Below are 13,374 nucleotides of genomic sequence, written 5' to 3' on the forward strand. Positions count from 1 at the left end.
GACCGCCGCGCTCTTGCGATAAGTAACCGGTCTGCGCCGCCGCGTTGCGAGAATCGACCGGTGACGAGCAGTGACGACGCGAGCGAAAGGGGCCACCCGGCACCGCCAGGCACGAAGAAGGTCGTGGAGAGCACCTCGTCCACCACCTCGGAGCTCTTCTTCGACCTGGTGTTCGTCTTCGCGTTCGTCCAGGTCACCACCCTGGTGACACAGGACTTCACGCTCCACGGGGTCATCAACGGGATGCTTGTCCTCACCATCCTGTGGTGGTCCTGGTCCATCTCCGTCTGGGTCGCCAACCGGGTAAGAGCCGACTTCGGTGTGACGAGGGCGGCATTGCTCGCCGTTACGGCGATCCTGTTCCTGCTCGCGATCTCGACGCGGGAGGCGTTCCGCGACGGCCCGGGCGGTGTGAGCGGCCCGCTCGTGTTCGCCACCTGCTACGTGCTCGTGCGGGCGTTCATGCTGTCCCTACGGTGGTACGCCCTTCCGGAGATGACCGTCCGCGACCTCGTGGTCATGACGGTGCCGCTGGCCGGCGGCGGCGTGTTCCTGTTCGCAGCGGCTCTCGTGCCGCAGCGACTGTTCGACGCCCCGTGGCAGGCCGATCTCGCGCAGACCGCGTTCTGGGGCGCCGCCGTCGCCGTCGACTTCGGCTTGGGTATGGGCCTCCCGGCGCGGCGGAGGGTGCTGTCCGCACGGCACTGGGCCGAACGACACGGGCTCATCGTCCTCGTGGCGCTGGGGGAATCGATCATCGCGATCGGACTGAGCAGCCTGGACGTCCCGATCTCGTGGTGGCTCCTCTGGGCGTCGGCGCTCGGTCTCGTGATCGCGGCGGCCCTCGAGTGGCTCTACTTCGACGTCGTGGCGCTCGCGGGTGAGCAGTCGATGCGCCGGTGCCCGCCGGTGCGGCGGGTGAACCTCGCCCGGGACGGCTACACGTACCTGCACCTGCCGATGATCGCCGGCATCATCCTGTACGCCGTCGGGCTGAAGGAGGTGATCACCGACGCGCGCGACGGAGCACACGGCTGGCGGTTGGAGGGGCTCCAGCTGTACACGCTCTACGGCGGAGTCGCGCTCTTCCTGCTCACCCACATCGCCTTCCAGCTCCGGATCACCGGGATCCTCAGGACGATCATCTGGCCCCGCCTGGCGGTGGTCGTGATCCTGATCGCGCTCGTCCCGTTCACCGACGGCGCTCGGGCACTGAGCGCACTCGGGCAGCTCGCCGCCTGCTGTGTCGGGCTCGTCGTGGTGGAGGTCATCGTCGCCGACGGGCAGCGCAACAAGCTCCGCGAGGCGACCCTGATGCACCGGGCCACCGAGGAGTCGGGCATGGGAACCGGCTGGTCACACCCGACCGGACCGTGACGCGCGCGGCCGGTGGAGCGGGGGGGTAAAGCGGCGACGGGCGCCACCCGTGAGGTGGCGCCCGTCGGACGTGGAGCTGGCGGTCAGCGGTCGATGTTGCTCGCGGTGTCCTCGGTGTAGCGGGCGCCGCCGTCCGACTCGCTGGTGAGCGGCTTCGCGCCACCCTCCGGCGGGCCGGCCAGGCTCTGGCCGCCGGCGGCCAGCTCCGGGAACTTGAGGTCGAACGCCGGCCGCTCGGAGCGGATCCGCGGCATCCGGTCGAAGTTGCGCAGCGGCGGCGGGCAGCTGGTGGCCCACTCCAGCGAGTTGCCGTGACCCCAGGGGTCGTCGACCTCGACCACCGGACCGGTCTTGTACGACTTCCAGCAGTTGTAGATGAACGGGAGCGTCGAGATACCGGTGATGAAGGCACCGACGGTGGAGATCGTGTTGAGCGTGGTGAAGCCGTCGCTGGGCAGGTAGTCGGCGTACCGACGGGGCATGCCCTCGTTGCCCAGCCAGTGCTGCACCAGGAACGTGGTGTGGAAGCCGATCATGGTCAGCCAGAAGTGCACCTTGGCGAGCCGCTCGTCGAGCATCCGGCCGAACATCTTCGGGAACCAGAAGTAGATGCCGGCGAACACCGCGAACACGATGGTGCCGAAGAGCACGTAGTGGAAGTGGGCCACCACGAAGTACGAGTCGGAGACGTGGAAGTCCAGCGGCGGGCTGGCCAGCAGCACACCGGTGAGACCACCGAAGAGGAACGTCACCAGGAAGCCGATCGACCAGAGCATCGGCGACTCGAAGCTGACCTGACCGCGCCACATGGTGCCGATCCAGTTGAAGAACTTCATACCGGTGGGCACGGCGATCAGGAAGCTCAGGAAGCTGAAGAACGGCAGCAGCACCTGGCCGGTCGCGAACATGTGGTGCGCCCACACGCTCATGGAGAGCGCGGCGATGGCCAGGGTCGCGGCCACCAGGCCCTTGTAGCCGAAGATCGGCTTACGGGAGAAGACCGGGATGATCTCGCTGATGATGCCGAAGAACGGCAGCGCGACGATGTAGACCTCGGGGTGGCCGAAGAACCAGAACAGGTGCTGCCAGAGCATCGGTCCGCCGGTCGCCGGGTCGTACACGTGGGCGCCGAGGAGCCGGTCCGCGGCGAGCGCGAAGAGCGCGGCGGCCAGCAGCGGGAAGACCAGGATGACCAGGAGGCTGGTGACCAGGATGTTCCAGGTGAAGATCGGCATCCGGAACATGGTCATGCCGGGCGCCCGCAGGGTCAGCACCGTCGTGATCATGTTGACGGCGCCGAGGATGGTGCCCAGACCGGAGATGGCCAGACCCATGATCCACATGTTGGCACCGACGCCCGGGGAGTGCTCCACGCTGCTGAGCGGGGCGTAGGCGAACCAGCCGAAGTCGGCGGCGCCACCCGGGGTGATGAAGCCGGCGGTCGCCATCGTGCCGCCGAACAGGTACAGCCAGTAGGCGAAGCTGTTCAGCCGCGGGAAGGACACGTCCGGCGCGCCGATCTGGATCGGCACGATGTAGTTGGCGAAGGCGAACACGATCGGCGTCGCGAAGAACAGCAGCATGATCGTGCCGTGCATGGTGAAGAGCTGGTTGTACTGCTCCGGCGACAGGAACTGCAGCCCCGGCCGCGCCAGCTCGGCGCGCATGATCAGGGCCATGAGGCCACCGATCATGAAGAACGCGAACGCGGTGACCATGTACATGATCCCGATCTGCTTCGCGTCCGTGGTGCGCAGCAGCCGCGCGATGGCCGACCCCTTTACCGGCTCTCGGACCGGCCAGGGCCGGGTCACGACCGGCTTGGGTGCGACGGTGGTCACGAATGGCCTCCGGTTCTCGGTTGTCCCGCTCGGCACGCGCTGTTTATGGGCGAGCCGTCATCCGCAAGGAGGATAGTCCCCGGCAGGTGGCAGCGCCGCGTGGGGTGGCCAGCTACGATCTTCCGCCGCGCCGAGCGCTCAGAGCGGACCCAGTAGCAGACGGTAGTGCTCACCGAAGATCCGGTCGCCGCGGCCGCGCAACAGCGGGTCGCGCAACGCCGGCGGGACGTCCCGGGTCCGGTTGCGGTCGCGCGTGCGGTCCCGCACCCACCGGGTACGCGGGCGGCGCCGGCTCTCGTACGCCACCAGGGCCGCCTCGACGGTGCCGGCGGCCGTGAGTGACTCGGCGAGCACCACGGCGTCCTCCAGGGCCATCGCGGCGCCCTGGGACAGCGTCGGCGCGGTGGCGTGCGCGGCGTCCCCGACGAGCAGCACCCGTCCCCGGTACCAGCGCCCCAGCTCCACCTCGTCGGTGAGCCCGACGTTGACCCACTGCACCGCGTCGAGCACCTCCGGCACCGGGCCGCCGTACGAGCCGAACAGCTCGCGCAGCCGGGCCACCGGATCGGCGGGCGGCTCGGTGCCGGCCTCGTCGGCGTAGCAGTGCAGCCTCCCGGCGCCGATCGGCACCATCAGGAACCCGGCGCGCTGACCGAGCAGGGCCGTCCATTCGGTGACGGGCGGCGCGTCACGCAGGACCGTGCGGTAGACGACCTGCCCGGCCGGCCGGGGCGGGCCGCCGAGCGCGGCGAGCGAACGCACCGACGAGCGCGGGCCGTCGGCGCCGATGACGAGGTCGTACTCGGCGGTGGTGCCGTCGACGAACGTCACGCCGACGCCGGCGGGAAGCAGATCGAGGGTGCGCACCTCGGCGCCGTGCCGCACGGCGCCACCGGCGCCGGTGAGCAGCACCCGGTGCAGCTCGGCCCGGGGCAGCGCCCGACATTCGCCCACTCCGGCCCAGAGCGCGTCGAGGTCGACCTCGCAGAGCAGATCGCCGGCCGCGTCCAGGAAGCGCTGCCGGTGCACGACGTGCCCCAGCGGCCGGACCGGCCCGTCGAGGTCGAGGCGCCGCAGTGCGCGGGCGGCGTTCCCGGGCAGATAGAGGCCGGTCTCGTGGGACTCCCCCGGCGGCAGCTTCTCGGTCACGTCGGGGCGGAAGCCCGCCATCCGCAGCGCCCGGGCCACGGCGAGGCCGGCGATGCCCGCGCCGACGATGAGGATGCGCAGGGGGGAGCCACGCATGGTGCGGTACGCCTCCGGAGGGGTTTCGGCACGCGTCGGATACAGGACACTACTCGGCGCAATCGGCGCACACCAGGGCCGATCGGCCCCCGGGTATCGCTGGCGGGACTTTCGGCGCCGGTCACGTGGCGGCAGCCTCCGGTCACCCGGAGGCGTCACCTCCCCACTTCGGTGGAGCCGGGGTGCCACGTGGGCGGCGACACCGCGTCGTACGTCCGGCTCCCGCGCGACGCGCAAGACCTGACTTTCCGGGCATAGGCCCCGAGCGGTTGCGCACCTGTTTCACGGATGTCAATGTGTGACGAGCGTGGGAGCGCTCCCGATATCACTCGTACACCGGCGCCCGGGCAGCGCCGATCCCGAGGAGCAACATGAGACGTCCACTTCGGGCCCTGATGGCCGCCGGCCTGCTGGCCGGCAGCTCCCTCATCGCCGTGGCCCTCGGCGGGCACGCGTCCGCCGACACCCAGATCTGTGAGCAGTACGGCTCTACCGTCATCGGCGGCCGGTACGTCGTACAGAACAACCGGTGGGGCACCAGCGCGCAGCAGTGCATCAACGTCACCGACACCGGCTTCGAGATCACCACCCAGGAGGGGAGCAACCCGACCAACGGCGCGCCGACGGCGTACCCCTCCGTCTTCCTGGGCTGCCACTACACGAACTGCTCACCCGGCACGACCCTGCCGATCCAGGTGAGCCAGATCAGCAGCGCCACCAGCAGCATCAGCTACCGCTACGTCAGCGGCGCCACCTACAACGCGTCCTACGACATCTGGCTGGACCCGACACCGAAGCGCGACGGGGTGAACCAGATGGAGATCATGATCTGGCTCAACCGCCAGGGCCCGATCCAGCCGATCGGCTCCCCGGTCGGCACGGCCACCCTCGCCGGCCGGACCTGGGAGGTCTGGCGCGGCAGCAACGGCGCCAACAACGTCGTGTCGTACGTGGCGCCGTCGCCGATCACCAGTCTGAGCTTCAGCGTGCTCGACTTCATCGCCGACGTGCGCAACCGCGGTGCGATCACCGACAGCTGGTACCTGACCAGCATCCAGGCCGGTTTCGAGCCGTGGCAGGGCGGCGCCGGGCTGGCGGTGAACTCGTTCTCGGCGGCGGTCACCGGCGGCGGCACACCGCCCCCGACCACCCCGCCGCCCGGAGCCGCCTGCGCGGTGTCGTACACGGCCAACGCGTGGGGCACCGGCTTCACCGCCGACGTCCGGATCACCAACACCGGGTCGAGCCCGGTCAACGGATGGGCGCTCACCTACCAGCTGCCGGCCGGGCAGCAGGTCGGCAACGCCTGGAACGCCACGGTGAGCCAGAGTGGGTCGACGGTGACCGCGCGGAACCTGGGCTGGAACGGCACCATCGCGCCGGGCGGCACGGCGAGCTTCGGTTACCAGGGGACGTTGAGCGGCGCGTACGCGTCGCCGACCAGCTTCAGCCTGAACGGGACCGCCTGCACCCGGGGCTGACGGGGCCGCCGGCAGGGGGCGCGAGCGGCGCCCCCTGCCGGCCGGTCACGGTGGTCAGACGCGGGTGAGCCGCACGGCGTCGGCGATGACCAGGCCGCCGGCCGAGCTCCACCGGCTGACCGCCACCCGATCGGCGTCGCCGGCGGGCAACGCGAACGTGCCGAGGGTCCGCCACTGCCCGCCGGTGGCCCGCTGGTCGACGTAGACCGTGCGGTTCCCGCTCGACGTGGCCACGACGTACGGCGTGGCGCTGTTGTAGCCGGAGTTCGCCGGCCACCAGGCGTCGACGCGGTAGTTGCCGGCCGCCGGGACGTTGAACCGGTACCAGGCCGGATCGCTCGCCGCCACGGGGTCGGCGTACCGGTAGTCGGTGCCGTAGCGCTGCGCCGAATAGGAGGAGATCCCCCAACTCGCGCTCGCGGTGAACCGGCCGGCAGTGGTGTTGTCCACGACAGACGACCAGGCGGTGCCGCCGCCGGCCATCTTCGCGGCCACGTCGGCGCGCATCACGTTCAGGTCGATGAAGGAGGGGTCGATCTTGCCGGTGGTGCTGGTCTCCCGGTGCCCGCGGGCGTGACTGGCGTCCCTGCCCAGCCGGGTGAGCACCGCGGCGGTCGCCGCGATCGACGCGCTGTACTGGGCCGCCGTCATCTCCTGGTTGACCCCGTTGTAGTCGATCTCCCACCCGATCATGAGCGTGTTGCCGTCACCAGCCGGGATCGGCCCGCTGCCTCGGCTGGCGCCGGCGTGGTTGCACCGGCCCGCGGAGATCACGTGGAAGACGCCGTGGTAGTCGACGAGGGCCTGGCAGAGCGGGCCGGGCAGGTCGGACCGGCCGTTGATGCAGATGTTGAGCGCCGGGTGCGGGTTGCTGGCGCTGGAGGTGGCGGCGGTGTGGTGCCAGAGCACCCCGATCGGGTTGAAGTCACCGGGGCGCATCCGGTTGAGCCAGTCGCCCTCGACGACGACCTGGACACCGGCGGACCGCAGCACGTCCACGAGCCAGGGAATGGTGGCCATCAGGCACCACCGAGCAGGTCGGCGAGGCACTCGGCCTTCGGCGCGGTGTCGAGCGGCGCGGCGACCGCCGGGGCGGGCCGCACGGCGGCGGCGGTCAGCGCGGTGACCACCAGGGCGGGAACGCCGAGCAGACCCCGGCGGCGCAGACGGACGGTTCGGGAGGGAGCCATGGCACTCCTTCGTGCGAGGCGGTGCGGAGGGATCACGAAACATCGACGTACGTGATGGCGGCACGCTACATCTCCACATACGTCGATGTCGATACCCTTCAGGAGCGGGCGCACGGCTGAAGGAAATTGGCAGAAGTGGTGACCGGTCAGGCCGAGCCGAGCGCGTCGAGTTCGCGCATCTCCTCCGCGGTCAGCGAGAAGCGGAAGACGTCCGCGTTGGCCTGGATCCGCTCCGGGGTGACGCTCTTCGGAATCACCACGATCTCGTGGTCGATGTGCCAGCGCAGCACCACCTGGGCCGGCGAGACGTCGTGCGCCGAGGCGATCCGGGCCAGCAGCGGGTCGGAGAGATCGCTGGTGTCGAGTGGGCTGTACCCCTCCAGCACCACGCCGCGGTCCCGGTGTTCGGCGTGCCGCTGCCGGTCGTACAGGAACGGGCTCCACCGGATCTGGTTGACCGCCGGATTCTCCTCGGTGGCCTGGATCAGCTCGTCGATCTCCGGAGTGCTGTAGTTGCTCACCCCGACGGCCCGGACGAGGCCCTCGTCCCGGGCGGCGAGCAGCTCCCGCCACATCGGCAGGCTGTCGCCCGCGGCGGACGGCGGCCAGTGGATCAGCCACAGGTCCACGTACTCGGTGCCGAGTGCCCGCAGGCTCGCTTCCAGCGTCTCGCGCTCCCGGCCCACCCTGTCCGGCGGCAGCTTCGTCGTGAGGAAGACGTCCTCACGGCGCAGACCGCTCTCCCGCAACGCCTCGCCGACCTCCTTCTCGTTGCCGTAGATCGTGGCGGTGTCGATGTGCCGGTAGCCGGCGTCGAGGGCGGCCAGCACGGCGTCGTAGCCGGCCTTCCCGGTGGCCCGCCAGGTGCCGAAGCCGAGCAGGGGCATCCGCACCTCGCCCGGCAGCAGGACGGAGGGCTGGTCTTCGTGGTCCATGACGACCGTTCTACCCGACCTCGCCGCCACATGCGGCGCAACCGCACCCGCGACCACCCGGCGTGCCCGCCCGCCGTGCCGGAGAATGCGGGTGTGGCGGACCGGCTTGAGGAGTACCGACGCCGACGGGACGCGGCCCGCACGCCGGAGCCGGTGCCGGAGAGGACTCCGCGCCGGCGCGGGCGGGGCGACACGGGCCGGTTCGTGATCCAGCAGCACCACGCCCGCAGCCTGCACTGGGACCTGCGGCTGGAGCGTGACGGGGTGCTGGCCTCGTGGGCGGTGCCCCGCGGGCTGCCCCGTGACAGCGGCCGAAACCACCTCGCCGTGCACACCGAGGACCACCCGATGGAGTACCTCGACTTCCACGGCGAGATCCCGGCCGGCGAGTACGGCGGCGGCAGGATGACCATCCACGACCGCGGCACCTACCGCTGCGAGAAGTGGCGCGACGACGAGGTCATCGTGGTGCTCGACGGTGAGCGCACCTCCGGGCGGTACGTCCTCTTCGCGACCGGCCGGGACGACCGCGACTGGATGGTCCGCCGGATGGACCCGCCGCCCGAGGGCTGGACGAGCATGCCGGAGCTGGTCCGCCCCATGCACACCACGCCGGCGGCCCGCCTCCCCCGCGACCACGCCGACTGGGGGTACGAGCTGCGCTGGGACGGAACCCGCGCGGTGGCGTACGTGTCCGGCGGACGGCTGCGGCTGCTCTCCGACAGCGACGAGGAGATCACCCGGGAGTACTCGTGGCTGCGCGACCTGGCCGAGGCGATGGCGCCCACCGAGGCGGTGCTGGACGGCCTGCTCGTCCGCATCGACGACCGTGGGCGGGTGCGTCCCGCCCCCACCACGACGGGCGGCCGGGTGCCCTCGGGCGCCCAGTACCTCGTGGTCGACCTGCTCTGGCTGGAGGGCGTGAGCTGCCTCGATCTGCCGTACGCCCAGCGCCGTGAGCTGCTCGACGGTCTGGCGCTCGGCGGCCCACGCTGGCAGACTCCGCCGTGGTTCCCCGGCACCGGCGCCGAGGCGCTGCGCGCGAGCCGCGAGCAGGGGTTGCCCGGCGTGGTGGCGAAGCGGCTCGACTCGGGCTACGAGCCGGGACGGCGCAGCCGGCGCTGGTTGAGCATCGACGCGACCTGACGGCGAGGAGCGACGTGTACCTGACCCACCTGGAGTGCCCCCGCTGCGGCAAGGAACACGCCGCCGACCGGCCACAGAACCTCTGCGACTGCGGCTCGCCGCTGCTGGCCCGCTACGACCTCGCCGCCGTGGCCAAGGCCGTCACCCCGGAACAGTTCCCGCTGCGCCCGGCCGACCTCTGGCGCTACCGGGAGGTGCTGCCGGTCGCCGACCCCCGGCACGTCACCACCCTGGGCGAGGGGTGGACGCCGCTGCTGCGCACCCCGGGCTACGGCGCGGAGATCGGCATTCCGGACCTCATGATCAAGGACGAGGGGCTCGTCCCCACCGGCTCGTTCAAGGCCCGGGGCGCCGCGGTGGGCATCAGCCGCGCCCGAGAGCTGGGCGTGCGGCGGATCGCCATGCCGACCAACGGCAACGCCGGCGCGGCCTGGGCCACGTACGCGGCCCGGGCCGGCATGGGCGCGACGATCGTGATGCCGCTCGACGCGCCGAGCATCTGCCGGCGCGAGTGCGTGGCCGCCGGGGCCGACCTGCGTCTGATCGACGGGCTGATCAGTGACGCCGGACGCCGGGTCGCCGACCTCGTGGCCAACTCCGACGGCGCCGTCTTCGACGCCGGCACGCTGCGCGAGCCGTACCGGCTCGAGGGCAAGAAGACCATGGGATACGAGATCGTCGAGCAGCTCGGCTGGCAGGTGCCCGATGTGATCATCTATCCGACCGGCGGCGGCGTCGGGCTGATCGGCATCCACAAGGCGTTGCAGGAGATGCGCGAGCTGGGTTGGATCGAGGACCGGCTTCCCCGGCTGGTGGCCGTGCAGTCCACCGGATGCGCGCCGATCGTACGGGCCTTCGCCGCCGGGGAGGACCGCGCGCAGCCGTGGACGGACGCCCGGACGGTCGCCTTCGGCATCACCGTGCCCGCCCCGCTCGGCGACGAGCTGATCCTGGCCGCGCTGCGCGCCAGCGGCGGCACCGCGGTGGCCGTGCCCGACGAGGAGATCCTGGCCGACCTGCACGCGTTCGCCGCCCGGGAAGGGCTGCTGCTCTGCCCGGAGGGTGCGGCCTGTCTCACCGCCGCGCGCCAGCTGCGGGCCGGCGGGTGGATTCGGGCCGGGGAGCGGGTGGTCGTGCTCAACACCGGCGCCGGTCTGAAGTACCCGGAGACGGTGGACGTGTCGGCGGTGCCGGTGGTGGCCTGAGCAGCCCTGCCAGGGGTTGTGCGCGCACTCTCGCCCGGCGTCCGGGTGTTGGTCACAGGGCGCTCGGGTCGGTCAGACGCCACGCGGCGTTGATCAGACCGATGTGCGACAGCGCCTGCGGGACGTTGCCCACCTGCGCCCCGCTCACCAGGTCGACCTGCTCGCTGAACAGGCCCACGTCGTTCGCGTACCCGGCGACCCGCGTGAACATCTCCTCGGCCCGCCTGCGCTCGCCGGTCATGGCGAGGCACTCCACCAGCCAGAACGAGCAGAGCAGGAAGCCGGCCGGGTCGGTGTTCCACCGCCGGACGAGACCGTCCTCGGTGCTGAGTTCGCGTTCCACGGCGGCGATGGTCGAGCGCATCCGCGGGTCGTCGGCCGGCAGGAAGCGCACCACCGGCAGGAAGAGCGCCGACGCGTCCATCTCGGTCGACCCGAACGCGCTGGTGAACGCGCCGATCCGCTCGTTCCAACCCTCGCGGAGCACAGTCTCGCGGATCTCGTCCCGCACGGCGGCCCAGCGCCGGGGGTCGGCCCGCTCGCCGAGGCGGTGTGCCAGGTTGACCGCCCGGTCCATGGCCGCCCAGCACAGCACCTTCGACGACAGGTAGTGGCGCTCGACGTCGCGGGTCTCCCACATCCCCCGGTCCGGCAGTTGCCAGGTGCGCGCCACCTGCTCGGTCAACCCGAGCACCATCTCCCGCAGCTCCTCGGCGAACGGGTCGCCGAGGTAGTCGCGCAGCCGCCAGACCGCGGACATGATCTCGCCCGGCACGTCGAGCTGCCGCTGCCGCCAGGCGTCGTTGCCGACGCGTACCGGGCCGTTGCCGCCGTAGCCGCCGAGGTGGGGACACTCGTGCTCGCTGAGGTCCCGCTCCCCGCGCAGCCCGAAGAGGACCGGCACCGGCTCGTCGCCAATCTGGCCGATCGACCGCGTCACCCAGTCGAAGAGGCGGGACGCCTCGTGCGGGCAGGCCGCGACCCAGAGCGCGCGCAGGGTCATGGAGAAGTCGCGCAGCCAGGAGTAGCGGTAGTCGTAGTTCCGGTCGCCGCCCGGCTGCTCGGGCAGGGACGTGGTGAGCGCCGCCGCGACCGCGCCACTGCGGCCGTAGGTCAGACCGGTCAGCACGGTCGCGCTGGGCCGGACCAGTTCCGGGTACCGGCCGGCGTACTGGTGCGTCTCCCGGAACGCCTCCCACGCCCGCACCGTCTCCTCGAGTGCGGACAGCGGGTCGAGACGGGCCGGCGGCTCCCCGTACGCCTGCCCGAACGCGAGGTCGAAGCCGATGACCTGGCCGGCGGAGACCTCGAACTCCGCCCGGACCCGGTCCCGTCCGCGCCGCAGTGGCAGGCCGGTGGCCCGCAGGACCAGCAGCATCGGCCCGGCCTCGGCGATGACCCCGCCCTCGGGGTCCTCGCGCAGGTACGGGGTGAGCAGACCGCTCTCCGGGCGGGGCACGAACTCCAGCGCCATCCGCACCCGACCGGACAGCCCCTCCACCACCCGCACCAGCACCGCTGGTGAGTTCATGCCGATGTCGTGCCCGCGGTCGCCGCCGTCCGTCGCCAGGGCGTCCGTCACCGCGACGCTGCCCTCCGGGGTGTGGTGCACGGTGCGCAGCACCAGCGTGTCCGGGTGGTACATCCGCTCGACCCGGTGGCCGGGGCCGCCGACGCCCACCGGGGCCAGCCGGTAGTGGCCGGCCCCCGGTTCGAGCAGTCGGGCGAAGACGGCTGACCCGTCGAAGCGGTCCGGGCACCACCAGTCGATCGAGCCGTCCCGGCCCACCAGCGCCCCCGAGCGGCAGTCGGAGAGGAATCCGTAGTCGGAGATCGCCGCCTGCTCCATCGGCGTCGGGTACCCGGATCGCCCGGGATCCAACGGGCCGGATCACCGGCCCGGGCTCACTGGGGCGGCTCGTCCTCGCCCGCGGCCTCCGCGGCGTCCGCCTCCTCCTTCGTCCGGTGCACGGCCTGGTCGGCGTGCTCCGGGGGGCCGTAGACCGTGTAGAGCACCAGCGGGTTGGGGCCGGTGTTGACGAAGTTGTGCTTCGTGCCGGCCGGCACCACCACCAGGTCGCCCTGCACGACCTCCCTCTTCTCCCCCGCGACCCGGGCCTCACCGGTGCCGCTGACGAAGGTGAGGATCTGGTCGATGTCCTCGTGCACCTCTTCGCCGATCTCGCCGCCCGGCGGAATCGTCATGATCACTAGCTGCGTGTGCTGCCCGGTCCACAGCACCCGCCGGAAGTCCGGGCTCTTCTCGGCGACGGTCGCGATCGTGAAATGCTCCATGCGGCGCTCATACCCGTTCCGTCGCCGCGCCACGCCGGGACTCGCAGATGGTGGAATTCGCCACTTCCCTGAGGTTTGAACCCGGAGCGTGCGGGGATCGACCTTCCCAGACCGGTGCTTCGCCGGTCGAGCCAGGTCCCCGCTGTCGTACCGCCGAACGGCTGCGGTGGTGGGAGACGGCCAGAGCGCGGCGACGTTCCGACCCGGGGTCGGGCGGCGCCGTGCGCTCGTCTGCGCCGGGACGCCTCAGGACAGCACCGCGAGGTGGAACGGCCGGTCGGCGGCGGTGCCGTCGCTGCCGAAGGTCTCCACGAAGACGCCGTTCGGGATGCCGGTGCGGCCCGCCACCGAGATCACCCCAGCTGGTGCGAGGCCGCTGCTGCCCGGCAGTCCGAGCGTGCCGACGTAGCCGGCCGCCGACACGTCCTGGTCGAAGATCACCTGGTACATCCCGGTGGCGAGACGGCTGGCGGTGGCCACGCCGAGACCTCGGATCAGGGCGCCGTCCGCGTTCACCACGGCGAAGAGCACTCGCGAGGTCGCCGGCAGGCCGACGTGCGCGCAGGTGGTCACCTCGTCGTCGGCGCGGACGGCATCGCCCTCCTCCGGTGCGGGCTGGGCCGCCGACAGCCGCCGGGATCGTGAGCTGGGCATGTGCG

At 71.6% G+C, this 13,374-nt stretch carries 12 protein-coding genes; 4 read left to right on the top strand and 8 right to left on the bottom strand.

Annotation, left to right across the window (positions count from 1 at the left end):
- The first annotated feature begins 60 nt into the window (after window positions 1–60).
- On the top strand, window positions 61–1,377 hold the full coding sequence (locus SM573_RS04115; protein WP_474611992.1) for a low temperature requirement protein A: 1,317 nt from the start codon (window positions 61–63) through the stop codon (window positions 1,375–1,377).
- 83 nt (window positions 1,378–1,460) lie between these two features.
- Here the strand turns inward: SM573_RS04115 and ctaD are convergent, their stop codons facing one another.
- Together ctaD and SM573_RS04125 are read right to left on the bottom strand one after the other, a co-directional pair.
- Window positions 1,461–3,218 carry an aa3-type cytochrome oxidase subunit I gene (gene ctaD / locus SM573_RS04120; RefSeq protein ID WP_474611991.1) on the bottom strand — a complete coding sequence of 586 codons (1,758 nt, stop codon included), beginning with the start codon at window positions 3,216–3,218 and terminating at the stop codon, window positions 1,461–1,463.
- Between the two features lie 138 nt (window positions 3,219–3,356).
- Window positions 3,357–4,463, bottom strand: coding sequence for an FAD-dependent monooxygenase (locus SM573_RS04125; RefSeq protein ID WP_474611990.1), 1,107 nt, complete (start codon window positions 4,461–4,463; stop codon window positions 3,357–3,359).
- A gap of 371 nt (window positions 4,464–4,834) precedes the next feature.
- On the opposite strand from SM573_RS04125, the gene SM573_RS04130 reads away from it, so the two are divergent.
- A complete protein-coding gene (locus SM573_RS04130) occupies window positions 4,835–5,944 on the top strand; it encodes a glycoside hydrolase family 12 protein (protein WP_474615500.1) in 1,110 nt (369 codons plus the stop codon).
- Window positions 5,945–5,998: 54 nt separating this feature from the next.
- Here SM573_RS04130 and SM573_RS04135 read toward each other — a convergent pair whose 3' ends face one another.
- From SM573_RS04135 to SM573_RS04145, 3 genes are all read right to left on the bottom strand, one after another.
- Complete coding sequence (locus SM573_RS04135) at window positions 5,999–6,964, bottom strand: golvesin C-terminal-like domain-containing protein (RefSeq protein ID WP_474615501.1); 966 nt, start codon at window positions 6,962–6,964, stop codon at window positions 5,999–6,001.
- Window positions 6,964–7,134 (bottom strand): hypothetical protein, encoded by a 171-nt coding sequence (locus SM573_RS04140; RefSeq protein WP_474611987.1) that lies wholly within the window; start codon window positions 7,132–7,134, stop codon window positions 6,964–6,966. Before SM573_RS04140 ends, SM573_RS04135 begins: the two co-directional genes overlap by 1 nt.
- Before the next feature lie 146 nt (window positions 7,135–7,280).
- Window positions 7,281–8,069, bottom strand: coding sequence for an aldo/keto reductase (locus SM573_RS04145; RefSeq protein ID WP_474611986.1), 789 nt, complete (start codon window positions 8,067–8,069; stop codon window positions 7,281–7,283).
- Window positions 8,070–8,162: 93 nt separating this feature from the next.
- Between SM573_RS04145 and SM573_RS04150 the strand changes: the two genes are divergently transcribed.
- Window positions 8,163–9,215 carry a DNA polymerase ligase N-terminal domain-containing protein gene (locus tag SM573_RS04150; RefSeq protein ID WP_474615502.1) on the top strand — a complete coding sequence of 351 codons (1,053 nt, stop codon included), beginning with the start codon at window positions 8,163–8,165 and terminating at the stop codon, window positions 9,213–9,215.
- Between the two features lie 14 nt (window positions 9,216–9,229).
- Window positions 9,230–10,420 carry a threonine synthase gene (locus SM573_RS04155; protein ID WP_474615503.1) on the top strand — a complete coding sequence of 397 codons (1,191 nt, stop codon included), beginning with the start codon at window positions 9,230–9,232 and terminating at the stop codon, window positions 10,418–10,420.
- A 52-nt stretch (window positions 10,421–10,472) separates the two neighbouring features.
- Here the strand turns inward: SM573_RS04155 and SM573_RS04160 are convergent, their stop codons facing one another.
- From SM573_RS04160 to SM573_RS04170, 3 genes are all read right to left on the bottom strand, one after another.
- Window positions 10,473–12,269, bottom strand: a complete 1,797-nt coding sequence (locus tag SM573_RS04160) for a glycoside hydrolase family 15 protein (RefSeq protein ID WP_474611983.1) — start codon at window positions 12,267–12,269, stop codon at window positions 10,473–10,475.
- 56 nt (window positions 12,270–12,325) lie between these two features.
- Window positions 12,326–12,715 (bottom strand): cupin domain-containing protein, encoded by a 390-nt coding sequence (locus tag SM573_RS04165; RefSeq protein ID WP_474611982.1) that lies wholly within the window; start codon window positions 12,713–12,715, stop codon window positions 12,326–12,328.
- A gap of 246 nt (window positions 12,716–12,961) precedes the next feature.
- Window positions 12,962–13,369, bottom strand: coding sequence for a hypothetical protein (locus tag SM573_RS04170; RefSeq protein WP_474611981.1), 408 nt, complete (start codon window positions 13,367–13,369; stop codon window positions 12,962–12,964).
- Window positions 13,370–13,374: the final 5 nt, after the last annotated feature.

The sequence above is a fragment of the Micromonospora xinjiangensis genome (assembly GCF_056150165.1).

Coding starts and splice junctions, on each gene's coding strand:
- SM573_RS04140 (WP_474611987.1), bottom strand. CDS start 7,134: ATGGCTCCCTCCCGAACCGTCCGTCTGCGCCGCCGGGGTCTGCTCGGC.
- SM573_RS04165 (WP_474611982.1), bottom strand. CDS start 12,715: ATGGAGCATTTCACGATCGCGACCGTCGCCGAGAAGAGCCCGGACTTC.
- SM573_RS04170 (WP_474611981.1), bottom strand. CDS start 13,369: ATGCCCAGCTCACGATCCCGGCGGCTGTCGGCGGCCCAGCCCGCACCG.
- SM573_RS04125 (WP_474611990.1), bottom strand. CDS start 4,463: ATGCGTGGCTCCCCCCTGCGCATCCTCATCGTCGGCGCGGGCATCGCC.
- SM573_RS04130 (WP_474615500.1), top strand. CDS start 4,835: ATGAGACGTCCACTTCGGGCCCTGATGGCCGCCGGCCTGCTGGCCGGC.
- SM573_RS04145 (WP_474611986.1), bottom strand. CDS start 8,069: ATGGACCACGAAGACCAGCCCTCCGTCCTGCTGCCGGGCGAGGTGCGG.
- SM573_RS04135 (WP_474615501.1), bottom strand. CDS start 6,964: ATGGCCACCATTCCCTGGCTCGTGGACGTGCTGCGGTCCGCCGGTGTC.
- SM573_RS04160 (WP_474611983.1), bottom strand. CDS start 12,269: ATGGAGCAGGCGGCGATCTCCGACTACGGATTCCTCTCCGACTGCCGC.